We start from the raw sequence: 21120 nt of genomic DNA on the forward strand, positions 1-21120 counted from the left end.
ACTCATGAAGCGCCGGGTCCCGCACTACGAGAGCGCGCGCGCCGCCGCGTGGCTCGCGGTCCTGCTCGCAGGATCCGCGGCGGCCGCGCAGACGCCGCCGCCGATCGCGAAGGGCCTCGCGCCTCCGCCTGCCGGCGGCCGCACCGTGAACACGGCCCCGATCCGGTTGCAGGGGCCCGGGGCGTTCAAGCCGCTCACGGTCGCGACGGACCCGATCCGGCTGACGGGACCGGGCGCCTTTCACTCCGTCGCGCTCACAACGGCCGCGATCCGGCTGACGGGGCCTGGCGCGTTCCCGCCCGTCACGGTCGCGACGGCCCCGATCCGGTTGACGGGGCCGGGGGCGTTCAAGCCGGTCACACTGACGACGTTGCCGATCCGGCTGAGCGGACCGGCATCCAGACCCTGACGCAATGCCGAGGAGGCTGACGTGAATAATCTTCTTCCGACGAAATTCCGGCTCACGGTCGCGGCCGCTCTCTTCGCGAGTGCGTCCGCCGCGAGCGCCGCCGACTTCACGTTCAACGTGCCCGTGAGCCTGAAGTCGATCTCGCCTCCTGACGTCGCGGGCTACATCTATTGCCAGGTCTACAGCACGGTGCCGCCGCCGGGGCTGGGCAACATCCCGGCCGGGTCGGCCTCCATGGGCGCGGGGAGCACGCCCTTCACTCTGGCAAAGGGCGGCTACGCGGGGACGGTCGCGGTCGCCGTCGACGTGAGCGCCGGCAAGGACCCCGCGAACGCGCGAGGGTACATTTGCCATCTCATGCTCGGCGGGCAGAGATGCGTCGTGAGCCCCGACTCGCAGCCGTGCCGGGGAGCCGCGGCGGCCGGCAACTCGGTCGAAATAAAGGGCGAGATCACTCCTCGGTAGAGCCGCCGTCGTAGCCCCCCGCGCTCCGGCCCGCGTCTGAGGTCTATCCGGCGGGCCTCACTTCAGGTGCGGCGCGCGTCGAGGGGGGGGCAGGGTCGGAGGGGGCCCCGCAGTCGAGCGTGAATTCGGCGGGGCGCGAGAGTTTGTCCTCGGGCGTCAGGATGTGGAGCTTCATCCATCCCCGGTACGGGTGGAACGCGGGCGACCTCTCGCCGAGCTTCCATTCCTTCGACAGGAGGGCGGCGTGGGAACCGTCGTAGACCACCGGCGCATGGGGTTCGGTGTCCCGGGCGCCGTCGCTGCGCTCCCAGCGGTAGGTGAACCGCCCTTCCTTGCTCAGGCCAACCTTGCCGTGGAAGGTGAACGTCACGGGGCACGGCAGGTCCGTGCTGCTCCTCGGCGTCACCGTGACGTCGTATGCGGTCACGGTGACTGCTGCGCCGGGCCGGGCCGCGAGCGCGAGGGCGAAGGGCAGGAGAAGGGTGAGTCCTTTTTTCGGGCGCATGGCGAGGGCTCCTTTCGCAGGACACGATGCTTTCGGGCGCCGGCGGGGGCAAGGAGAACGCGTGGCCCCGGCGCGACGAAGTGAGGTCTGGAGGCGTCATGAGGGAGAATCAGACTCATGAAGGATCCGGTTCAGCATTACGAAAAAGGCGGCCTCACGGTCACGTTCGACCCCCGTGTCTGCACGCACTCGGGGGTCTGCGTCCAGGGCCTCTACGACGTCTTCGACGTGAGCAAGCGGCCGTGGGTGAACCTCGACGGGGCGCCCGCGGAGCAGGTCGTCGAGCAGGTGAAGCGCTGCCCCTCGGGCGCGCTGCACTTCGGGCTCGAAGCTAAGAAGGGCTGACGCCCGGCTTGCGCCGGAGCGCGGCCAGCGCCCCGAGGAGCAGCGTGACCTCGCGCTTCGTGGGCTTCCCGCGCTTCACGAACGACTCGATCTCGGCGATGACCTCGCGGGAATGGCCGCGGCCCGGGTAGCCCGAGAGAGAAAGAGTTTCTTTGAGTGAAGAGAGGAGGCGGCGGACGTCCTTCGACGGCGCTGTCGTCTCTTCGGGAGACGAAAGAGCGCGGCTTCGCCGCGAAGATTCTTTGAAGGGCGAGAGAAGCGCCAGCGCGATTGCGACGGACTGCGCCAGGTTCAGCGTCGGGAACTCGTCGGCAGTCTCGATGCGGAGCCGCGCGTCGCACATCTTCAGCTCTTCCGACGTCAGCCCCCCGCGCTCCGGCCCGAACACGAGCGCGACGCGGCGGCGGGCGCGGAGAGAAGAGGAGATTTCTTTGAAGGTGGTGGGAGGCGGCAGCCCTCGCGAAACCCGCCCGCGCAGCGACGAAAGGGCGACCACGAAGTCGGCTCGCGCGCCGAGATCCCCACCGCGCCGAGGGTCTTCACCCTTCTAAGAAAATCTTCTGCTCCGGAGGCGAATGCCACTGCGTCGGGGTGCAGCACCTCCACGCGCGGTCGACGACCAGCAGCTCCGCCCCGAAATTCTTCGCCGCGCGCGCGGCGGCCCCGAGGTTGCCGGGGTTGTGCGTCCGGACCAGAACGGCGAGAACGGGCATCGGGGGCGATCTTGGGTCAGAATCCGGCCCATGTCGAAGGGACGATCCGAGGACGAGCAGAAGGCCGTCGAGACGATCCTGTGGGCCCTGGGCCACAAGCTCCAGCGCCTGAGGGACGAGTACGCGATGTCGGCCCAGCGGGGCGAAGATCCCGCGGGCATCGAGAAGGGCCTCGAACTCGCCCTGCGCGAGGTGAACGACCTTCTCCCGCGCCGCAAGAGACTGAAGGGATAGAAACTCCATGCTGAAGCCCGTCGAGCTCGAGATCGAGCTGTTCTGCCTCGGAATGCGCATCGACGAGTCCTGCCACGTGGACGAGGACGGCCGCCGCATCTCGCGCACGCGCGCCGGCCTCGGCTCGGGCCTCGAGCTGTTGCTGCCGTCACCCCGCAAGAAGATCTGGATCAACGTTCCGGTCGTCGAGCCGTTCGCCGCGAAGTCGCCTCTCCTCCTCGTCAAGAGCGGAGGCGCGTACGCGGTCACGGACACGCGGACGGGCGATCGCTACCCAGTCGAGGTGCCGCCGGAGCCCGAGTGGTACTCGTGGAAGACGAAGACGGGCGCGGAGATGAGCCGGATCGGCGTCCTGCAGGGCACGTACCTCGGGATCTACGTCTCGAACTCGTGCCTCTACTGGAACCTGCCCGCCTCGCCCGCGTGCGCGTTCTGCACGACGGGTCGCAACGTGGGCGAGGCCGAGGAGTCGCGCAAGAAGGTCGCGGACGTGGTGGAGGTCGCGAAGGCCGCGCGCGACCGCTCGGGCTCGATCTTCACGCACCTGAACACGGGCTATCACTTCGAGGACATCGACAAGCACGAGTCGCTTCACGGCCTGAGGCAGTGCGAGCCGTTCGTGAAGGCGATCCGCGCCGAGGTCGGCGGGTTCATCGGCGTGCAGGCCGTGCCCGTCCCGAAGCGGAAGTTCGCGGAGTACGACGACCTCATCGCGGCCGGGACCGATCACTTCTCGTTCTGCTACGAGTTCGAGGACGCCGAGACGTTCGCGCGGCTGTGCCCGGGCAAGGCGCAGACGGTCGGCCAGCAGGCTTTCTTCGACGCGATGGAGTACACGGCGAAGAAGCTGGGGCCCGGCAAGGTCTCGGGCGAGATCATCGCGGGCCCCGAGCCGATCGGCGCGACGAAGCGCGCGATCGACCGCATCGTGAACGCGGGCGCGTTCCCGACCGTGTGCATCTTCCGGCCCACGCTCGGCAGCGCGATGGAGCACGTCGACCCGCCGAAGCCGGACGAAATGAAGGAGGTCTTCGCGTACCTCTGGCAGGCCGTCACGCGCGTCGGCCTGCCGGTCGGGATCTTGCCGGGCATCCAGGTGTCCCTCGTCGTCCAGCCCGAGGAGGCTGCCGAGCTCGTCCCGCCGACGCTCGGCTCGCGCCTCTACGAGACGAAGCTCGCGGCGCTGCGCACGCTCGCGAAGCCTTACGTCGCGTGGAAGCGGCGCCCGAAGGGCGGCCTCTCCGCCGGAGCCTGAGCCCCGTCAGCCCGCCTCGGCGTACGCGATCTGCCGGAGCGCCGGCTCGTCGTGCACGACGAAGCCGTCGGGCGTCGTCGCGACGAGGTTCTCCTTGCCCCAGCGGCTCATGACGCGGATCGCCGTCTCGACGGTCGTCCCGGTCAGCTCGGCGATCTCCAGGCGCGAGAGCGCGAGCGGAATCGAGATCTGCCCTCCTTCGGCGCGGCCCATGCGTCCCCCGAGCGTCAGGAGGAGGCGCGCGATGCGGCGCTCGACCGGAGCCGAGGCGTCCGCGAGGCGGCGCGTGATCTCGAACTGCCGCACCATGAGCCCCTGCAGGAGGCTGCGCGTCATCTCGGGATGCTCGTCGATCGCCGCAAAGAAGGCCCGCTCGGGGACGCGCAGGACGGTGGACGGCTCGAGCGCGACGGCCGATGCGGGGAAGCGCTTGCCCTCGAAGACCGCGACGGCGCCGACCGGCTCGCCCGGGCCGAAGAGGCCGAGGATGACGTCGCGGTCGGGCCCGGCCTTGACGACCTTCACGCGGCCGAGGACGACGAAGCAGAGGTCCTCGGCGGGCGCGCCCTCGCGGAAGACCTCCTCGCCCTTCTCGTAGGCGACCGCGCGGCAGACGGGCGCGAGCAGCCGCCGCTCCTCCGGCTTGAGGCACTGGAGGAGGGGCACCGCGTCGAAGTGGGGGAGGGCGGAAGACACCGTCTCAAGAATAGCGGTTTTGGAGAAGGCGGCGGGCTCGGAGAAGCGCCTCACGCGCGCGCCGGAGGGGCCGGAGGCGGGGAGAAGCGGCGGGGCGGCGCCGAGCCCAGAGTCCACCAGTCCACCCGCCGCGTGCCGAACATGACGCCCGCGAGGATTGCGAAGAGGGCGGCCGCGCCGAGTACGAGCGCCCAGTCCTCCAGGCGGAGCAGGACGTAGAGGTATCCGTAGAGCGTCGCGAGCCCCGCGCCGAGGAGAGCCGCGCGCGCCGCGGCCGCGAGGACGAACGCGCCCCAACCCGCGATCAGGAGCGTCGTCGCCGCGGCCGCGGCGAGGTACGCAGGGCCGAAGCCCGCGTGCTCGGCGAGCGAGAGGAGCAGCAGGTAGAAGAGCGCGAGCGCGAATCCGGCGAGGAGGTACTGCAGCGGGTGCAGGCGCACGCCTCCGAGGACCTCGAACAGCGCGAACGCGAGGAACGTGAGGCCGACGAAGAGGACGGCGTACTTCAGCGCGCGCGTCGTCTGCTGGTACGCGTCGGCCGGGAGGAAGAGCCGCGCGCCGAAGAGGGAGCGCGCGATCGCGTCGGAAGGCGGGCAGGCCTTCCAGCTCTGCGGGTAGGCCCGGCCGAACGACGAGACGCGCCAGGTCGCGGTGAATCCGTCCGGGCCGGTGCGGCGGGTTTCGGGGAGGAACGAGCCCGTGAAGCTCGGCGACGGCCACGGCGACGCGAGCGACGCTTCGGTCGAAGCGCCGAGGGGCGCGACGGAAAGGGATTCCGTGCCCTGCAGGCGGAGCGTGAACGAGAACGTGTGCGGCTTGCCCGGGTCGAAGGCCGGAAGCGGCGCGTGGAGGCCGGCCGGTCCGAGGCCGGCGGCGCCGGGGCCGGGCCGGAACGCGACACGCGCGCCGTCGAACAGCAGGACGGGCTCCTCGCGGATGCCGCGCGTATCCGAGACCGCGACGGACAGGAACGCCTCGGTGAACGCCACGTTGTCCGGGTCGAGGCCGAGCGCGCGCACGTCGGACACCGGGAGCGTGCCGCTGACTTCAAGCGTCCCGGTGAAGACGACGGCCTCGAAGATCCCGCGGCGGCGACGCTCGGGCACGAGCGCCCCGTCGATCTTCAGGCGCTCCGGCAGGAACGCGGCATGGGCGGTCGCGACGCTCTCCTTGCGGACCACTCTATGGGGAAGCACGAGAACCGGGCCGAGGAGCGTCTGGGGGCCTCCCCACGTCGACCCGATCTCCGCGACGGCGGCACGGCGGCGCGCCTCGCGCTCGGCGACGAGGCTCTCGATCATGTGCAGCGGGACGAGGAGGAAGGCGAGGAGGAGGACGACGACGACGGCGCGGCCGAGCCACGAATCTCTCATGTGAGCTCCGTGTCGCAAAGCCGAAGCCGCCGTGCCGGTCCGGACGGTAAGGGCGCGGGGCGCCCCTCCTTCTCCGATTCGGAGAGTCCGTCCCGTGGCGGAAGAGGCGTCAGATCCCGAGGGCCATCACGACGAGGCCCGTCGCCGCGATCACGCCGCCCGCGACCGCATCGCCCCAGTGGTCGAGCCACGGGAAACGGAGTCGCTGGAACCCCGCCCGGGCGGGCAGAACCAGGGCGACCATCGTTCCGATCGTCGCCGCCTCGTAGAGGAGGACGATTCCCGCGGTCGGCACGGTCCCGAGCGGCGCCGCCGCGAAGAGGAGCGGGATCACGGCGACGCAGGGGTCCGCGGAAAAGAGAAGGAAGAGCGACCACGCCGTCGTCTTCGAGGCGTCGTGCACGTGGTCGTAGTGGGTGTGCGCGTGCCCGTGGACGTGCCGTCCCGCGGCGCGGCGCATTCCCCAGATGCCGTAGGCAAGCCCGAAGCCCACGAGGAGGATCCCCGCGACGGCCTCGAGATGCTCGCCGGCCCGTTCGAAAATCGCCCGCCCGAAGACGAGGCCGAGGAGACCGAGCAGCGCCGAGACGGTCACGTGGCCGAAGCCGCAGAGGATCGTGATGCGCGCCGTCTTCGCGGCGGACCACTTCTGCGCGCGCGCGAGCGCCGCGAACGGGACCCAGTGGTCGGGCGCGAGCGTGTGGAGCGCACCGACGCCGGCGGCAGCGCCCGCGAGAGTCAGGAAGAGCCCATCGGTCATCTCACGCCCCCACGATGAGGTCGTTTCCGTGGACGACGACGGGGACGTTCGCGAGACCCGTCGGCGGCGGGCCCGCGACGACGGCGCCGTTCGCGTCGTAGACGCCGTCGTGGCAGGGACACAGATAGGCCTGCTGCTCCTCGTGCCAGGCGACGATGCAGCCGAAGTGCGAGCACATGAGAGAGCGTGCGACGACGCCCTGCGCGGTGCGCTGGAGCTCGACGGGCTTGCCGGCGACGAGGACCTTGTGGCGGCCCGTCTTCGGGATCTCGGAAAGCGGGATCAGCGCCTGCGTCGGCTTGAGCGCCGGCTTTTTCGAGCAGCCGGCGAGAGCGGCCGTCAGCGCGCCGCCGCCGAGCGAGAGGAGGAGGGCGCGTCGGTCGACGCCGCCGCTCACGAGGCGACCCCGGCCGCAGGAATCTCCGCGCGCTTCTTCGCGAGCGCATCCGTCAGGAGCGACAGCCATGCGTCCATCCCCGCGCCGCTCGTGGCCGACACCTCGACGAGACGGCCGTCGGGCGCGAGCGTCGCGACCTGCTCGCGAACGGCCACGAGGTCGAACGGGACGTACGGGAGGAGGTCGATCTTCGTGACGACCGTGACGGCCGCCTTCGAGAAGATCGCGGGGTACTTGAACGGCTTGTCCTCGCCCTCCGTCACGGACAGGAGGACGATCTTGAAGTCCTCGCCGAGGTCGTAGCCGGTGGGGCAGATGAGGTTCCCGACGTTCTCGATGAAGAGGATGTCGAGGTTCGAGAGGCGGCCACCCTCGTCGGCGAGCGCGCGCTCGACCTGGCGGGCGTCGAGGTGGCAGGAGCCGCCCGTGAGGATCTGCCGCGCCGGGATGCCCATCTTCCTGAGGCGCTCGGCGTCGCGCTCGGTCGCGATGTCGCCTTCGAGGCCGCCGAGGGAGAGCGAGCCCTTCAGCGCGGCGACCGTCTTCTCGAGGAGCGTCGTCTTGCCGGAGCCCGGCGAGGAGATGAGGTTCACGACGAGCGTCCCCGTGCGTGCGAAGGTCTCGCGCAGCCCGGCCGCCGCCGCGGCGTTTGCCGCCAGCACCTTCTGTTTCACGTCGATTTCGGTCATCGCTCCCCTCCCTGCGCTTCGCGTTCCACGGGATCTTCCTCCTCGAAGACCACCTGCAGGACGTCGAGGTCGTCTCCGCCCGTCACGCTGAGGACGCCGTCGCAGCGCGGGCAGAGCCGCAGCCACGTTCCGGGCGCGCGCCCGGGCAGGTCGCCGCAGATGCGGCACGTCTGCGTCGCGGGCCGCCAGTCGACTTCCAGGGTCGCCCCTGCCTCGGGCGTGCCCTCGACGAGCGCCTCCCACGCGTACTTCAGGAGCTCGGGTTCGATGGCCGCGAGGTCGCCGACCGCGAGGCGTACGCACGTGATGCGCCCGGGGCCGCGATCCGCGACGGACTGGCGCGCGATCCGGCGCACCTCGGCGGCGACGCCCATCTCGTGCACGTCAGCAGATCCTCGGGAGCTGCTCGCCCGTCAGGAGGTCGACGATGCGCGTTCCCCCGATGCGGCTCTTCAGCGTCACGCGGCCCGGGCCCTCGGAGACGACCGTGCCGATCGCGGCGGCCTTCGCGCCGAGGGGGTGGGCCCGCAGCGCCGCGAGCGCCGCGTCGGCGGCCTCCGGCGCGACGATCGCGAGGAGCTTGCCCTCGTTCGCGACGTAGAGCGGGTCGAGGCCGAGGATCTCGCAGGCCCCGCGCACCTCCTCGGCGATCGGGAGTTTCGTCTCCTCGAGGCGGATGCCGACGGCGGCCTGGCCCGCGATCTCGTTCAGCGTCGAGGCCACGCCGCCGCGCGTCGGGTCGCGCAGGACGTGCACGGCGTCGCCGGCGGCCGCGAGGAGGTCCGCGACGAGGCCGTTCAGCGCGGCCGTGTCGCTCTCGAGCGTCGTCTCGAAGCGCAGGCCCTCGCGGAGCGACATGATCGCGATCCCGTGGACGGCGATCTCGCCGCTCACGAGGACGACGTCGCCCGCACGCGCGCGCCGCGGCGAGATCACGACGCCGGGTGGGACGATTCCGACGCCCGTCACGTTCACGAAGACGCCGTCGCCCTTGCCGCGGTCCACGACCTTTGTGTCGCCCGTGACGATCGAGACGCGCGCGCCAGAGGCCGCGCGCTGCATGGAGGCGACGATCCGCTCGAGGTCCGCGATCGGGAGGCCCTCCTCGAGGATGAGGCCCGCCGAGAGCGCGAGCGGCTGCGCCCCGCACATCGCGAGGTCGTTCACGGTGCCGTTGACGGCGAGAGAGCCGATGTCGCCGCCGGGGAAGAACAACGGGTGGATCACGAACGAGTCGGTCGAAAAAGCGAGGCGCATGCCGCCCGCTTCGAGGATCGCGCCGTCGTGCAGCTCGCGGAGCGCCGGGTTGTCGAAGCTCTTGAGGAACAGGGTCTCGATGAGGCGCTGTGTGAGGCGTCCGCCGCCGCCGTGCGCCATGAGGATCGTCTCGCCAGCGGTCGGCGCGGGCACGGGACACGACGCCGCCGTGAGCGCAGCGCCGAGGTCGGGGGCGGGGGCGGGGGAAGGCGGCTTCGCTCCGGCCATCACGCCCTCGCGTACAGCCAGTACGCCGCGCAGGCTCCCTCGGACGACACCATCGGCGCGCCGAGCGGGTGCTCGGGCGTGCAGCGCGTCCCGAACGCGGAGCACGCGCTCGGGCGCTTGAGGCCCTGCATGATCTCGCCCGCGATGCACTCCTTCGGCTCCTCGGTCGTGATCGCGGCCACCTCGAACTTCAGCGTCGCGTCGTACGCCGCGAGCTCGGGCCGGAGGCGGTAGCCGCTCTTCGGGATGACGCCGATGCCGCGCCACGCGCGGTCGCACGTCTCGAAGACCTCGTTCACGACGGCGCGGGCTGCGGCGTTGCCCTCGCGCGAAACCGTGCGCACGTACTGGTTCTCGACGCCGCAGCGGCCGTTCTCGAGCGCGTCGACGGCCATGAAGATGCCCTGCAGGAGGTCGAGCGGCTCGAAGCCGGTGACGATCATCGGGATCCGGAAGCGCGCGCCCAGCGGCTCGTACTCCGTCCAGCCCATGACCGCGCAGACGTGACCGGCGAGGAGAAAGCCCTGCACACGGTTCTGCGGCGACGAGAGGATCGCCTCCATCGCCGGCGGGACGAGGACGTGCGACGCGAGGACGGAGAAGTTCGTGAGGCCGAGCGCCTTGGCGTGCTTGACGGCCATGGCGTTCGCGGGCGCCGTCGTCTCGAAGCCCACCGCGAAGAAGACGACTTCCTTCTCCGGGTTCTGCCGGGCGAGCGTCACGGCGTCGAGCGGCGAGTAGACCATCCGCACGTCGCCGCCCTTCGCCTTCACCGTCAGGAGGTCCGTCGTCGAGCCGGGCACGCGGAGCATGTCGCCGAAAGACGTGAAGATGACGTTCGGGCGCTGGGCGATCGCGAGCGCGCGGTCGATCTGCGTGAGCGGCGTGACGCACACCGGGCAGCCCGGGCCGTGCACGAGCGTGACCTCGGCCGGGAGCATGCGGTCGATACCCGAACGCATCAGCGTGTGCGTCTGGCCCCCGCAGATCTCCATGAGGGTCCACGGACGGGTCACCTTCGCGCGGATCGCGCGGACGAAAGCCTGCGCGTCCTCCTCGCGGCGGTACTCGTCCACGAACTTCAAGGCGTGCCGCCTCCGGACGGCTGCGGAATCTCGAGGTCGCCGAGCTCGCCCATCTCCTTGAGCGTGCGGAAGACTTCGAGGGCATGGTCCTCGTCGAGCTTCGAGATCGCGAACCCGACGTGCACGAGGACGTACTCGCCGACCTTGATGTCCGGCGTGTACGCGAAGCAGACCTCTTTCGTGATCCCGGCGAACGAGACGATGCCCATCGGCATGTCGACCGCGCTCGGCTCGATGCTCACGACCTTACCGGGGACGCCAAGGCACATCGTGCACCCCACGGGCGCGAGGTTAGTGCGGACCGCGTCTCAGTCCTTCCGATGCAGATGCTTCAGGCGCTCCGCGGCGACGAGGACCTGGCCGACGCCGATCCCGCCGTCGTTGGGCGGGACGGCGCCGTGGAGAAGCACTTCGAAGCCGCCGGTCTCGAGGCGCTCCACGGCGAGCTCGGTCAGGAGCCGGTTCTGGAAGCAGCCGCCGGTCAGCGCGACGCGGCGGGCCCCGGCGTGCAGGGCCACGGCGAGGATCCCGTCCGCGAGCGCCGCGTGGAAATGCGCGGCCAGAAGAGACGGAGAAGAGCCGGAAGAGAGACTTCTTAGAAGGTAAGAGACGAGCGGCTCCCAGTCGAGAACGGCAGGTCCCTCCGAGGCGACGACGAGCGGGAGGGAACACGGAGGTTGCCCGCTTTTTTCGGCCTCGCCCCGCGCTTCGAGGGCCGCCGCTTCGAGGGCCATCGCTGCTTGACCTTCAAAAGAAGTCTTCTGAGCGATTCCCAGAAGAGATGCGACCGCATCGAAGAGGCGGCCGGCGCTCGTCGTCACGGGCGCATTCACGCCTTTCTCGATCATCCTCGCGAGGACCTCCCGCTCGCGCGGCGGGAACGAACGGACACATTCGAGGTCCTCGCGCTCGAGCGCTCTCTCTCCGAGCATCTCGAAGAGAATCGCGAAGGCCGTCCGGCGCGGCTCCTTGACCGCCGCGTCGCCGCCAGGCAGCCGGAACGGCCTGAGGTGCGCGACGCGCGTGAAGCCCGCCGCATCGCCGAGGAGGAACTCTCCGCCCCAGATCGTCCCGTCCGTGCCGAGGCCCGTGCCGTCCCACGTGACGCCGAGGGCGGGCCCGTCGACCTCGTTCTCGGCCAGGCACGCGGCGAGGTGCGCGTGGTGGTGCTGGACGGAGAACGCGGGGATGCCGCGTTCCTCGGCCAGGCGTTTCGCGAACGTCGTAGACGCGTAGCCGGGGTGGAGGTCGTGCGCGACGGCGATCGGGGAGACGCCCCAGAGGCGTTCGAAATCCGCGATCACCCGTTCGAAGGCCTCGAGCGCCTCGGGCGTCTCGAGGTCGCCGACGTGCTGCGAGAGGAAGACCTGCCGCCCCACGGAGAGCGCGACGGCCGTCTTCATGTGCGCGCCGACGCCGAGGATCGCGGGAAGGTCCGCGGCGACGGGCACCGGCAGCGGGGCCCAGCCGCGCGCGCGGCGGAGGAGCCGCGGCGCGCCCGCGAAGACGCGCGCGACGCTGTCGTCGACGTGCCGCGCGATGGGCCGGTCGTGGACGAGGAAGAGGTCCGCCATCCCGGCGAGGCGGACGAGGGCCTCGCGCTCGTCGGTCGCGATGGGCTCGTCGCTGCGGTTGCCGCTCGTCGCGACGACGGGGAAGCCCGTTTCGCGGAGGAGGAGGTGGTGGAGCGGCGTCGCCGGGAGCATGAGCCCCAGCTCGGGGCGGCCCGGCGCGACGCCCGGCGCGACGGCCGCGTCCGCGCGGCGCGGGAGGAGGACGATCGGAGCCTCGGGCCCCGAGAGCAGCGCCGCGGCTTCGACGGACACCTCCGCGAGCGCGCGGGCCATCACCACGTCGCGCACCATGAGCGCGAGCGGCTTTTCCTCTCTCTGTTTCCGCCGCCGAAGGGCGGCCACCGCGTCCGCGTTTCGCGCGTCGCACATCAGGTGGAACCCGCCGAGCCCCTTCACGGCCACGGCGTCGCCGCGCCGAAGCACGTCGGCGGCGGCGAGGAGGGCCTCGTGCCGGCGCGCCAGGACCTCGCCGTCCGGCGACCAGGCCTCGAGCGAGGGCCCGCACGCGGGGCACGCGATGGGCTGCGCGTGGAAGCGCCGGTCGCGCGGGTTCTCGTATTCCTCCCGGCACGCGCCGCAGAGCGTGAACGCGGCCATCGTCGTATTTGGCCGGTCGTACGGAAGGTCCGTCACGATCGTGAAGCGCGGACCGCAGTCCGTGCAGTTCGCGAAGGGATAGAGGTGGCGGCGGTCCCTCGGGTCGAGGACCTCGGCGAGGCACGCGGGGCAAGTGGCAACGTCCGGGAGGACGAGCGTGGTGCGCGCGCCGCCGCCTTCGCTCGGCAGGATGCGGAAGCCCGTCTCTTTTGTCGGGGGTGTCGAAGTTTCGAGGATCTCGCGGATGCGCGCGAGCGGAGGCGGCGCCGCGTCGAGCTCGCGACGAAAGCCTCGGAGCGCGTCCTCCTCGCCCTCCAACTCGATGAAAACCCCCGAAATGTCGTTGCGCACCCAGCCGGAGAGGCGCAGCGATTCGGCGATCCGGAAGACCCACGGGCGAAATCCGACGCCCTGGACCGCGCCTTTCACCTCGAGCCTCACCCGACGCATACCGCCGACTGTATGCCTTCGAGGGAATTCCGAATGATTCATCTGCACGATGCCAACCGGCCGCGGATCGAGGCTTGATTACGCGATACAGCGCGGAGGTCACATGTACCTTGACGGAACAAGCGGACTCGAGCCGCTCCACGTCGACGATGAAGGTCAGAACCGGCGCGATTTCGTGAAGGTCGCGCTCATGGCGGGCGCGGCGGTCGGCCTTCCGGTGGCGCTCTCCGAGCAGATCGCCGAGGCCGCCGTCAAGGGCGTCAAGCCGTCGGTGATCTGGCTCCACTTCCAGGAGTGCACGGGGTGCACGGAGTCGCTGCTCCGCACCTCGCACCCGGACGTCGCGGAGCTGATCCTCGACCTCATCTCCCTCGACTACCACGAGACCCTCTTCGCCGCCGCGGGCCACCAGGCCGAGGCCGCGCTGAAGAAGACGATGAAGGACCACGAGGGCAAGTACGTCCTCGTCGTCGAGGGCGCGATCCCGACGAAGGAGAACGGCATCTACTGCCAGATCGGCGGCCGCACGGCCGTCGACATCCTGAACGAGGTCGCGGGCAAGGCCGGCGCGATCATCGCGATCGGCTCGTGCGCCTCGTGGGGCGGCATTCCGTCCGCCGAGCCGAACCCGACCGGCGCGACCGGCGCCCCGATGATCCTCAAAGGCAAGACGGTCGTCACGATCCCCGGCTGCCCGGCGAACCCGTACAACCTGCTCGGCACGGTCCTGCAGTTCGCGACGCTGGGGACGCTCCCGGCGCTGGACGAGAAGGGCCGCCCGAAGTTCGCGTACGGCCGCACGATCCACGAGCACTGCCCGCGCCGTGCGCACTTCGACGCTGGCCGCTTCGTCCAGAAGTTCGGTGACGAGGGCCACCGGCAGGGCTGGTGCCTCTACAAGACGGGCTGCAAGGGCCCCGCGACGCACGCGAACTGCTCGGTCCTCCCGTTCGCGGAGGTTCCGGACGCGTGGCCGATCGGCATCGGACACCCGTGCTTCGGCTGCACGGAGCAGGCGCTTGCGTTCCGCAAGCCGCTCCACGACACCGTCGACGTCGAGCGGCCGACGCCGCCCGACACGTACGCCCCGCTCCACGCGCCGATGGGCAAGGTCGCCCCGGTCGCGACGGGCGTCGCCGGCCTGATCGGCGGCGCGCTGCTCGGCGCGGGCTGGGCCGCCTCGAAGAAGCTCGGAACGACGGAAGAGGCCTCGAAGGAACCCCGGAAGGAGGCCTGAGATGACCCTCGACCGACGCAGCCTCCTGACCGGCGCCGCCGCGACCGCGGCGGCGGCCGTCGCCGTGAAGACGGGCGGGGCCGAAGCGGCCGTGAAGACGGCACCCGCCGACGCCGTGGGCCTCCTGTACGACACGACGCTCTGCATCGGGTGCAAGACGTGCGTCGTCGCGTGCCGCGAGGCGAACAACAAGAAGCCCGACACGTCCAACTCGAACGGCCTCTGGGACGCGCCGCTCGACCTGAACGGTCAGACGAAGAACATCATCAAGCTGTACAAGGACCCCGACTCGCCGCAGCGGTCGTACTTCAAGGCGCAGTGCATGCACTGCGTCGACCCCGCGTGCGTGGGCGCCTGCATGATCGGCGCCCTTCAGAAGCGCGAGAAGGGGATCGTGACCTACAAGCAGGAGTACTGCTCCGGCTGCCGCTACTGCCAGGTCGCGTGCCCGTTCGAGATCCCGAAGTTCGAGTGGGAGTCCAAGGCCCCGCTCATGGTCAAGTGCGAGCTCTGCAACCACCGGCTCGCCGAGGGCAAGCTCCCCGGCTGCGTCGAAGTCTGCCCGCGCCACGCCGTGATCTACGGCACGCGCGAGGCGCTTCTCGCCGAGGCGAAGAAACGGATCGCGGACCACCCGGACCGCTACCGCGGCTACAGGGACGGCGATCCGCCGCGCGTCTTCGGCGAGACGGACGGAGGCGGCACGCAGTGCCTCGTCCTCTCGCACGTGCCGTACGAGAAGCTCGGCCTCCCCGCCCTCGAAGAGACTTCGCAGGCGAGCGTGCCGCGCTCGATCCAGCACGGCGTCTACCAGGGGATGATCGCGCCGCTCGCTCTCTACGCGGTTCTCGGCGCCGTGGTCTTCCGCAACAAGCGCGCCCAGGACAAGGACGGAGGCGCCGAATGAGCGCCGTCCTCCACCGCCCCGTTCCGCTCGGCGGCCCCGTCCTGACGAAGGGCACGCGCGCCCTCGTCGTCCTCGCCGCAATCGGCGTTGCCGCGATGATCTATCGCTTTGCGGCCGGCCTCGGCGGCGCGACCGCCCTGAACGACGGCTACCCGTGGGGCCTCTGGATCGCCTTCGACGTCGTGACGGGCACCGCGCTCGGCTGCGGCGGCTACGCGGTCGCGCTTCTCGTCTACGTCCTGAACAAGGGCGAGTTCCACCCGGCCGTGCGGCCCGCGCTCCTCACGGGCGCTCTCGGCTACTCGCTCGCGGCCGTCTCGATCCTCCTCGACGTCGGCCGGCCGTGGCTTCTCCACCGCGTGCCGCTCTACGTGAGCCACTGGAACACGAGCTCGGCCCTCTTCGAGGTCGCGCTCTGCGTCATGACGTACGTCGCGGTCCTCTGGGTCGAGGTCTCGCCGTCGTTCCTCGAGGCGTGGAAGAAGGGCCCGGCGGGTCTGAAGAAATCCCTCGGAGACAACTTCCTTCCGATCGTCGAGAAGGCGCTGCCGTTCGTGATCGCGCTCGGGCTGCTTCTCCCAACGATGCACCAGTCGTCCCTCGGGACGCTCATGCTCCTCTCGGGCAAGAAGCTCCACGGGCTCTGGTCGACGCCGCTCCTCCCGCTTCTCTTCCTGATCTCGTGTCTCGCGATGGGCTACGCGGTCGTCATCTTCGAGTCCACGCTCTCGAGCGTCGCCTTCAAGCGTCCTCGCGAGGGGAAGATGCTCGCGGCCCTCGGCAAGGTCGTCGTCCCGTTCCTGTGGGCGTGGGCCGGCATCCGGCTGGTCGACGTCGCGCTGCGCGGCAAGCTCGCATTCTTCGCGAAGCCGGACGGGTACGTCCTTCTCTTCCTCGTCGAGATCGCGCTGATCGTCGTTCCCGCCGTGATGCTCGCGTCGCCGGAGAAGCGCGCGGACGCGGGAAACCTCTTCCGCGCCGCGCTCCTCATGATCCTCGCGGGGACGCTCTACCGGATCGACACCTTCATCGTCGCGTACCGTCCCGGAGCGCAGTTCGCGTACTTCCCGAGCCTGGCCGAGATCCTCGCGACGACAGGTCTCGTCGCGATCGAGATCCTCGTCTACGTCTACTTCGTCAAGCGATTTCCCATTCTGACGGGAGCGGTCCCGGCCCACGCGGCCGCCGCGTCCCAGGTGAGGTAACCCCATGACGCGAATCGTCGTCGACCCGATCACCCGCATCGAGGGCCACCTCCGCATCGACGTGGAGGTCAACGGCGGCAAGGTCACGAACGCCTGGTCCTCGGGCCAGATGTTCCGGGGGATCGAGACGATCCTGAAGGGGCGCGACCCGCGCGAGGCCTGGCTCTTCACGCAGCGGTTCTGCGGCGTCTGCACGACGGTCCACGCGATCGCGTCCGTGCGCACCGTCGAGAACGCGCTCGGCCTCGAGATCCCGCTGAACGCCCAGCTCATCCGCAACATGATCGTGATCGCGCACGCGCTGCACGACCACATCGTCCACTTCTACCACCTCTCGGCGCTGGACTGGGTCGACGTCGTCTCGGCGCTCAAGGCCGATCCCGCGAAGGCCTCCTCGCTCGCGGAGAGCCTCTCCTCGTGGCCGAACAACAACACGAAGAAGCTCGCGGCCGTCCAGGCGAAGCTCAAGGGCTTCGTCGAGGCGGGGCAGCTCGGCATCTTCCAGAACGGCTACTGGGGCCATCCGGCGATGAAGCTGCCGCCCGAGGTGAACCTCCTCGCGGTCTCGCACTACCTGCAGGCGCTCGACTACCAGCGGCGCATCAACAAGGTCGTCGCGATCCTCGGCAGCAAGACGCCGAACATCCAGAACCTCGCCGTCGGCGGCGTCGCGAACGCGATCAACCTCGACAACGAGGCCACCCTGAACATGAACAAGCTGTTCATGGTCAAGGATCTCTTCGACGAGATCACGGCCTTCATCCAGCAGGTCTACTTCCCCGACGTCTGCGCGGTCGGCGCCCTCTACGCCGACTGGCTGCCCTACGGCGGCGGCGTGAAGAACTACCTCGCCGTGCCGGACCTCCCGCTCGACACGAAGGGCACGAAGTTCGACCTTCCGGGCGGCACGATCATGGACGGCGATCTCGGGACCATGAAGGAGATCAAGACCTTCGGCGACACGTACTTCCGCGACAACGTGACGGAGTCGATCGCGCACTCGTGGTACGAAGGCGCTCCCTCGAGGCATCCGTACGAGGGCGAGACGAACCCGAAGTACACGAAGTTCGACGAGAACGGGAAGTACTCCTGGGTCAAGTCCCCGCGGTTCGGCGGCAAGGTCATGCAGGTCGGGCCGCTCGCGCAGGTCCTCGTCGGGTTCGCGCAGAAGCACGAGCCGACGGTCCGCTGGGCGACGAAGACGCTCGAGACGGCGGGCTCCATCGCGAAGACGAAGCTCTCGCCGGCGATCCTGCACGGCACGCTCGGCCGCCACGCGGCCCGCATGATCCGCGCGAACGTCCTCGCAGAGCTCGGACAGAAGCACTGGAAGATGCTCGTCGAGAACATCGGCAAGGGCGACACGACGATCTTCAACGAGCCCGTCTTCCCGAAGGGCGAGCAGCGCGGCTTCGGCTTCCACGAGGCGCCGCGCGGCGTTCTCTCGCACTGGATCGTCATCAAGGACGGCAAGATCGACAACTACCAGGCCGTCGTCCCCTCGACGTGGAACGCCGGGCCCCGCGACGAGAAGGGCCAGATGGGCCCGTACGAGGCCGCGCTCATGGGCAACCCCGTCGCGAACCCCGAGCAGCCGCTCGAGGTCCTGCGCACGATCCACTCGTTCGACCCGTGCATTGCGTGCGCGATCCACACGCTCGACCCCGAGGGCAACGAGATCGCCCGCGTGAAGGCCCTCTAGGAGACCGTCTTGGAAACCGGCGCGCCGCTCGTCCGGGTCCTCGGCCTCGGTAACGTCCTCATGGGCGACGACGCGCTCGGCCCCTGGGTCATCCACCGCCTCGAGGCGACGTACGTGTTCCCGCCCGAAGTCGAGGTCGTCGACGTGGGGACGCCGGGGCTCGACCTCGTCCCGTACGTCGCGGGCCCGTGCGGGATCATCCTCGTCGACACCGTGCATTCGAAGGGCGCTGAGCCCGGGACGATCCGGATCTTCGACCGCGACGCGCTCGTGAAGTTCGGGCCCAAGCCTCGCCTCTCGCCGCACGACCCCGGCGTCACGGAGGCGATCCTCGCCGTCGAGATGGCGGGAGAGGCGCCGGCCTTCGTGAGGCTCGTGGGCGTCGTGCCCGAATCCGTCAAGGCGGGCGTGGGCCTGACGCCCGCTCTCCAGCACGCCGTCGTGCGCGCGGCCGACGAGATCGTCGTCGAGCTCCTCGCGCGCGGGTTCGACGTTCACCGCCGCAATCCGGACGCCGTGGCCGTGCCGCTGCCGTGGTGGGAGACGCCCGTGATCGCGCCCCTTCCCGCCCCCGCGCCCGCTCCGGCACCCGAGCCCGCGCTCGTGTGAGCGCGACGCGCCTCGAGCGTCTCGTCGTCCATCTCGTGGCGCTGCACAGCGTCGCCGTCGGGCTGGGCCTGATCTTCCTGACGCGCTGGGGCGCCGCGTTCGGCGGCTGGCCGGACGTGACACCGCTCTTCTTCGCACGGCAGGCCGGGATCTTCCACTTCGTCGTCGTCGCGGGCTACCTCCTCGAGTACCACCGGACGGGCGGCGTGACGTTCCTCCTCACGACGAAGTCGATCGCGGTCGTCTTCCTCCTGACGATGACGGCGGTCGACGGCGGGCCGTGGATGGTTCCGGTCTCGGCGGCCGGCGACGCCCTCATGGGCGCCGTCGTGTGGGCCCTTCACCGCCGGGCGGTCGCCGAACGGGCCGGGGCGGCCGCGTCAGCGGCCCGAAGCTGAGGAAGCGTCGCCAGCCGCGGCGGCGCGCGCGCGCCGCGCGTCGGCCGCCGCGAGGGTCTCGTACGTCTCCTGGATGCGGTCGACGCCCCACTTGAGCGGCGTCGAGATATCGTCGTGGATCTCGGCGGCAAGCGCCGTCGCGTCGGGGTCGCGCGCGAGGACATTCGTGCAGACGCCGTTCAGCGCCGCGATCGCCCGGCAGAGGTCCTCTTCCCGGAAGCCCTTCCGGTAGCGGCGCTCGGCGAGGTCGCCGCAGTACGCCACGAGGACGTGGCGGTCCTGCGTCCTCACGGCGTTCATCATCTGGCGGAGGATCATCTTGTGGTGCCACTCGTGGTCCTCGGGGCTCACGTGCTCGTAGGAGGGGAGGCGCGCGTCGTCGAGCGCCCGCGAGTACGCCTCGACGAGCTCGGCCTGGTGCCGCTCGAGGAGCTGGTAGAGGCGCAGGTTCTGCGGCACGTGAACCGTCTTCATCGCGGCGCGGTTCAGCCGGTGCCAGTCGAGCGGGTACGTCCGGCGGTTCTCGAGGAGGAACGGGAGGCGGCGGATCACCTCGAGGCGGTCCCGCGGCGCCCAGCCCGTGCGCGCCCGCGTCTTGCTGGCATCGATCGCCATGACGGTGTCGATGTAGTCGGCCATCCACGGGCGCTCGAACGGGCGGGCGCCCAGAAGGCGTCCCGCGATGTCGCGCGCCCACATTCCGGGCCCGCACAGGATCTTCGGCATCCGGATCGGCGGGGCCGGGGCCGGGCTCTCGTGGGCCATCGTCGCTGCGAAGAGCTCGTTGTGGCTCGTCGCGCCGTCGGGGCTCGCGATGAGGACTTCCCTGGGCTTCCAGTCGTGCCGCCGCTCGAGGAGCCGCACGAGGAACGCGACCGCGTCCGATACGTGGAGGTACGGGATCGCGCTCTCGCCCCTCCCGCCGAGGACGTGCCGGTTCCACGCGGCCGAAAGCCACGTCTCGAAGAACATGTAGAGCGGCGGGTACTCGCAGTGGTCGGAGAACATCGCCGCGAAGCGCACGATCACGGGCGTGAAGCGGTCCTTGTAGCCGCCCACCATCGTCTCGCCGATGCGCTTCGTCTGGGCGTATATGTGGCGTCCGTCCGGCGGGCTCGTTTCGTCGAGCGTCTTCCCGGGCGGCGGCAGCTCGCAGGCCGCGACGGAGCTCGAGAAGAAGAACTGCCTGACGCCGATTTCCGCCGAGAGGTCCAGAGTGTTTCTCAGCCCGTCGACGTTCGTCCGGAAGTACTCGGGGTGTTCCTCGCCCGTGAAATCGTAATGCGCGGCGAGGTGGATGACGACGTCCGCTCCGCCGTCGGCCCTGATCTTTTCGAAAACCTCCGCGAGCGCCCCGCGGTCGCCGATGTCCACCTGGAACCACGTGAGGTTGGGGTGCACCGGCGCGCCGCAGCGCGCCTGCGAGCGGCGGGCGATCCCGTAGACGGTCCAGTCGTCGCAGATCGCCTCGAGGAGATGGCGTCCCACGAAGCCGGACGCTCCCGTGAGAATGAGTCGCGGCAGTGTCATGTGTGCGCGAGCTCCGCGCCGTTTCTCAGTCTAGCGCGGGCCGCCGCGCGGGCGCGCCGCGCCGTGGCATGATCCTGAGGATGACCCGCGAAGAGATGGCCCTCGTGCGAGAGAGCTTCGAAAGCCTCCGCCCCATTCCGAGGGGCGTCGGGCGCTCGTTTTACGAGAGGCTGTTCGAACTCGACCCGTCGCTGAGAGCGCTCTTCAAGGGCGACCTCGATGCGCAGGGGGCGATGTTCGTGAGCGCCCTCGGCCTCGCCGTGGCGGGCCTCGACGACGCTCACTCGGGCGAGCGGCCGCTGCGCGACCTCGGGCAGCGGCACGCGGCCTACGGCGTCACGGAGGCGAACTTCGCGACGTTCCGCGAGGCGCTCGTGAGGACCCTGCGCGACCAGATCGGCGCGGGCTTCACCGAGGCGCACGCAGCGGCGTGGCGCGCCGCGTTCGACCGGATCGGCGTCGTGATGCGCGACGCGGCTTCCGGCCGGACCTGACGTCGT

At 70.3% G+C, this 21120-nt stretch carries 26 protein-coding genes; 12 read left to right on the forward strand and 14 right to left on the reverse strand.

Translation table 11 applies throughout. The features are described from left to right. The first annotated feature begins 4 nt into the window (after positions 1–4). Both IPL89_05215 and IPL89_05220 read left to right on the forward strand, forming a co-directional pair. A complete protein-coding gene (locus tag IPL89_05215; protein MBK9062579.1) occupies positions 5–409 on the forward strand; it encodes a hypothetical protein in 405 nt (134 codons plus the stop codon). A 21-nt stretch (positions 410–430) separates the two neighbouring features. After that, complete coding sequence (locus IPL89_05220; GenBank protein ID MBK9062580.1) at positions 431–874, forward strand: hypothetical protein; 444 nt, start codon at positions 431–433, stop codon at positions 872–874. 43 nt (positions 875–917) lie between these two features. Here the strand turns inward: IPL89_05220 and IPL89_05225 are convergent, their stop codons facing one another. After that, positions 918–1379: a hypothetical protein gene (locus tag IPL89_05225; GenBank protein MBK9062581.1), complete on the reverse strand. Its 462-nt coding sequence runs from the start codon at positions 1377–1379 to the stop codon at positions 918–920. 117 nt (positions 1380–1496) lie between these two features. On the opposite strand from IPL89_05225, the gene IPL89_05230 reads away from it, so the two are divergent. Continuing rightward, positions 1497–1724: a (4Fe-4S)-binding protein gene (locus tag IPL89_05230; protein MBK9062582.1), complete on the forward strand. Its 228-nt coding sequence runs from the start codon at positions 1497–1499 to the stop codon at positions 1722–1724. On the opposite strand, the gene IPL89_05235 is transcribed toward IPL89_05230, so the two are convergent. Next, entirely contained in the window at positions 1711–2220 is a 510-nt protein-coding gene (locus IPL89_05235; protein ID MBK9062583.1) for a hypothetical protein, read from the reverse strand. The genes IPL89_05230 and IPL89_05235 overlap by 14 nt on opposite strands. Before the next feature lie 43 nt (positions 2221–2263). Then, positions 2264–2437: a hypothetical protein gene (locus tag IPL89_05240; GenBank protein ID MBK9062584.1), complete on the reverse strand. Its 174-nt coding sequence runs from the start codon at positions 2435–2437 to the stop codon at positions 2264–2266. Between the two features lie 30 nt (positions 2438–2467). Here IPL89_05240 and IPL89_05245 point away from each other — a divergent pair, with 30 nt between their 5' ends. Both IPL89_05245 and IPL89_05250 read left to right on the forward strand, forming a co-directional pair. Beyond that, positions 2468–2671 carry a hypothetical protein gene (locus IPL89_05245; GenBank protein MBK9062585.1) on the forward strand — a complete coding sequence of 68 codons (204 nt, stop codon included), beginning with the start codon at positions 2468–2470 and terminating at the stop codon, positions 2669–2671. A 7-nt stretch (positions 2672–2678) separates the two neighbouring features. Continuing rightward, entirely contained in the window at positions 2679–3926 is a 1248-nt protein-coding gene (locus tag IPL89_05250) for a hypothetical protein (GenBank protein MBK9062586.1), read from the forward strand. 6 nt (positions 3927–3932) lie between these two features. Here the strand turns inward: IPL89_05250 and IPL89_05255 are convergent, their stop codons facing one another. The 10 genes from IPL89_05255 to hypF all read right to left on the reverse strand — a co-directional run bounded on the left by IPL89_05255 (position 3933) and on the right by hypF (position 13032). Next, positions 3933–4622 carry a Crp/Fnr family transcriptional regulator gene (locus IPL89_05255; GenBank protein MBK9062587.1) on the reverse strand — a complete coding sequence of 230 codons (690 nt, stop codon included), beginning with the start codon at positions 4620–4622 and terminating at the stop codon, positions 3933–3935. A 50-nt stretch (positions 4623–4672) separates the two neighbouring features. Beyond that, positions 4673–5995, reverse strand: a complete 1323-nt coding sequence (gene creD, locus IPL89_05260) for a cell envelope integrity protein CreD (protein ID MBK9062588.1) — start codon at positions 5993–5995, stop codon at positions 4673–4675. Between the two features lie 109 nt (positions 5996–6104). Continuing rightward, the gene (locus IPL89_05265) at positions 6105–6755 is read right to left on the reverse strand and encodes a hypothetical protein (protein ID MBK9062589.1); all 651 of its coding nucleotides are present in this window, start codon (positions 6753–6755) and stop codon (positions 6105–6107) included. A 1-nt stretch (position 6756) separates the two neighbouring features. Then, a complete protein-coding gene (locus tag IPL89_05270; protein MBK9062590.1) occupies positions 6757–7152 on the reverse strand; it encodes a Rieske 2Fe-2S domain-containing protein in 396 nt (131 codons plus the stop codon). After that, a complete protein-coding gene (gene hypB / locus IPL89_05275) occupies positions 7149–7841 on the reverse strand; it encodes a hydrogenase nickel incorporation protein HypB (GenBank protein ID MBK9062591.1) in 693 nt (230 codons plus the stop codon). The genes IPL89_05270 and hypB overlap by 4 nt, the downstream gene beginning before the upstream one ends. Then, positions 7838–8224: a hydrogenase maturation nickel metallochaperone HypA gene (locus tag IPL89_05280; protein ID MBK9062592.1), complete on the reverse strand. Its 387-nt coding sequence runs from the start codon at positions 8222–8224 to the stop codon at positions 7838–7840. The genes hypB and IPL89_05280 overlap by 4 nt, the downstream gene beginning before the upstream one ends. A gap of 1 nt (position 8225) precedes the next feature. Then, a complete protein-coding gene (gene hypE / locus IPL89_05285; protein ID MBK9062593.1) occupies positions 8226–9326 on the reverse strand; it encodes a hydrogenase expression/formation protein HypE in 1101 nt (366 codons plus the stop codon). Next, the gene (gene hypD / locus IPL89_05290; GenBank protein MBK9062594.1) at positions 9326–10411 is read right to left on the reverse strand and encodes a hydrogenase formation protein HypD; all 1086 of its coding nucleotides are present in this window, start codon (positions 10409–10411) and stop codon (positions 9326–9328) included. Before hypD ends, hypE begins: the two co-directional genes overlap by 1 nt. Continuing rightward, positions 10408–10680, reverse strand: a complete 273-nt coding sequence (locus tag IPL89_05295) for a HypC/HybG/HupF family hydrogenase formation chaperone (GenBank protein ID MBK9062595.1) — start codon at positions 10678–10680, stop codon at positions 10408–10410. The genes hypD and IPL89_05295 overlap by 4 nt, the downstream gene beginning before the upstream one ends. 39 nt (positions 10681–10719) lie before the next feature. Continuing rightward, positions 10720–13032 carry a carbamoyltransferase HypF gene (hypF, locus tag IPL89_05300; GenBank protein ID MBK9062596.1) on the reverse strand — a complete coding sequence of 771 codons (2313 nt, stop codon included), beginning with the start codon at positions 13030–13032 and terminating at the stop codon, positions 10720–10722. Positions 13033–13135: 103 nt separating this feature from the next. Between hypF and IPL89_05305 the strand changes: the two genes are divergently transcribed. The 6 genes from IPL89_05305 to IPL89_05330 are packed head-to-tail and all read left to right on the forward strand — an operon-like array spanning position 13136 to position 19090. Continuing rightward, the gene (locus IPL89_05305) at positions 13136–14269 is read left to right on the forward strand and encodes a hydrogenase small subunit (GenBank protein ID MBK9062597.1); all 1134 of its coding nucleotides are present in this window, start codon (positions 13136–13138) and stop codon (positions 14267–14269) included. A 1-nt stretch (position 14270) separates the two neighbouring features. After that, positions 14271–15176: a hydrogenase 2 operon protein HybA gene (gene hybA, locus IPL89_05310; protein ID MBK9062598.1), complete on the forward strand. Its 906-nt coding sequence runs from the start codon at positions 14271–14273 to the stop codon at positions 15174–15176. After that, complete coding sequence (gene hybB / locus IPL89_05315; protein MBK9062599.1) at positions 15173–16381, forward strand: Ni/Fe-hydrogenase cytochrome b subunit; 1209 nt, start codon at positions 15173–15175, stop codon at positions 16379–16381. The genes hybA and hybB overlap by 4 nt, the downstream gene beginning before the upstream one ends. Before the next feature lie 4 nt (positions 16382–16385). Next, entirely contained in the window at positions 16386–18083 is a 1698-nt protein-coding gene (locus tag IPL89_05320) for a nickel-dependent hydrogenase large subunit (protein ID MBK9062600.1), read from the forward strand. Between the two features lie 9 nt (positions 18084–18092). Continuing rightward, entirely contained in the window at positions 18093–18692 is a 600-nt protein-coding gene (locus tag IPL89_05325; GenBank protein MBK9062601.1) for a hydrogenase maturation protease, read from the forward strand. Continuing rightward, a complete protein-coding gene (locus IPL89_05330) occupies positions 18689–19090 on the forward strand; it encodes a hypothetical protein (GenBank protein ID MBK9062602.1) in 402 nt (133 codons plus the stop codon). The genes IPL89_05325 and IPL89_05330 overlap by 4 nt, the downstream gene beginning before the upstream one ends. Here IPL89_05330 and IPL89_05335 read toward each other — a convergent pair. Beyond that, positions 19073–20620 carry an NAD(P)-dependent oxidoreductase gene (locus IPL89_05335; protein MBK9062603.1) on the reverse strand — a complete coding sequence of 516 codons (1548 nt, stop codon included), beginning with the start codon at positions 20618–20620 and terminating at the stop codon, positions 19073–19075. The two genes, IPL89_05330 and IPL89_05335, sit on opposite strands and share 18 nt — an antisense overlap. A gap of 80 nt (positions 20621–20700) precedes the next feature. On the opposite strand from IPL89_05335, the gene IPL89_05340 reads away from it, so the two are divergent. Then, on the forward strand, positions 20701–21114 hold the full coding sequence (locus IPL89_05340; protein MBK9062604.1) for a hemin receptor: 414 nt from the start codon (positions 20701–20703) through the stop codon (positions 21112–21114). Positions 21115–21120: the final 6 nt, after the last annotated feature.

The sequence above is a fragment of the Acidobacteriota bacterium genome, from assembly GCA_016716715.1.
Classification (GTDB): Bacteria; Acidobacteriota; Thermoanaerobaculia; order UBA5066; family UBA5066; genus Fen-183.

What these genes read in the sequence shown, in the direction of transcription:
- IPL89_05215 (MBK9062579.1), top strand. Translation starts at nt 5, where the DNA reads ATGAAGCGCCGGGTCCCGCACTACGAGAGCGCGCGCGCCGCCGCGTGG.
- IPL89_05225 (MBK9062581.1), bottom strand. Translation starts at nt 1,379, where the DNA reads ATGCGCCCGAAAAAAGGACTCACCCTTCTCCTGCCCTTCGCCCTCGCG.
- IPL89_05230 (MBK9062582.1), top strand. Translation starts at nt 1,497, where the DNA reads ATGAAGGATCCGGTTCAGCATTACGAAAAAGGCGGCCTCACGGTCACG.
- IPL89_05240 (MBK9062584.1), bottom strand. Translation starts at nt 2,437, where the DNA reads ATGCCCGTTCTCGCCGTTCTGGTCCGGACGCACAACCCCGGCAACCTC.
- IPL89_05245 (MBK9062585.1), top strand. Translation starts at nt 2,468, where the DNA reads ATGTCGAAGGGACGATCCGAGGACGAGCAGAAGGCCGTCGAGACGATC.
- IPL89_05250 (MBK9062586.1), top strand. Translation starts at nt 2,679, where the DNA reads ATGCTGAAGCCCGTCGAGCTCGAGATCGAGCTGTTCTGCCTCGGAATG.
- creD (MBK9062588.1), bottom strand. Translation starts at nt 5,995, where the DNA reads ATGAGAGATTCGTGGCTCGGCCGCGCCGTCGTCGTCGTCCTCCTCCTC.
- IPL89_05265 (MBK9062589.1), bottom strand. Translation starts at nt 6,755, where the DNA reads ATGACCGATGGGCTCTTCCTGACTCTCGCGGGCGCTGCCGCCGGCGTC.
- hypB (MBK9062591.1), bottom strand. Translation starts at nt 7,841, where the DNA reads ATGACCGAAATCGACGTGAAACAGAAGGTGCTGGCGGCAAACGCCGCG.
- hypE (MBK9062593.1), bottom strand. Translation starts at nt 9,326, where the DNA reads ATGGCCGGAGCGAAGCCGCCTTCCCCCGCCCCCGCCCCCGACCTCGGC.
- IPL89_05295 (MBK9062595.1), bottom strand. Translation starts at nt 10,680, where the DNA reads ATGTGCCTTGGCGTCCCCGGTAAGGTCGTGAGCATCGAGCCGAGCGCG.
- hypF (MBK9062596.1), bottom strand. Translation starts at nt 13,032, where the DNA reads ATGCGTCGGGTGAGGCTCGAGGTGAAAGGCGCGGTCCAGGGCGTCGGA.
- IPL89_05305 (MBK9062597.1), top strand. Translation starts at nt 13,136, where the DNA reads ATGTACCTTGACGGAACAAGCGGACTCGAGCCGCTCCACGTCGACGAT.
- hybA (MBK9062598.1), top strand. Translation starts at nt 14,271, where the DNA reads ATGACCCTCGACCGACGCAGCCTCCTGACCGGCGCCGCCGCGACCGCG.
- hybB (MBK9062599.1), top strand. Translation starts at nt 15,173, where the DNA reads ATGAGCGCCGTCCTCCACCGCCCCGTTCCGCTCGGCGGCCCCGTCCTG.
- IPL89_05320 (MBK9062600.1), top strand. Translation starts at nt 16,386, where the DNA reads ATGACGCGAATCGTCGTCGACCCGATCACCCGCATCGAGGGCCACCTC.
- IPL89_05335 (MBK9062603.1), bottom strand. Translation starts at nt 20,620, where the DNA reads ATGACACTGCCGCGACTCATTCTCACGGGAGCGTCCGGCTTCGTGGGA.
- IPL89_05340 (MBK9062604.1), top strand. Translation starts at nt 20,701, where the DNA reads ATGACCCGCGAAGAGATGGCCCTCGTGCGAGAGAGCTTCGAAAGCCTC.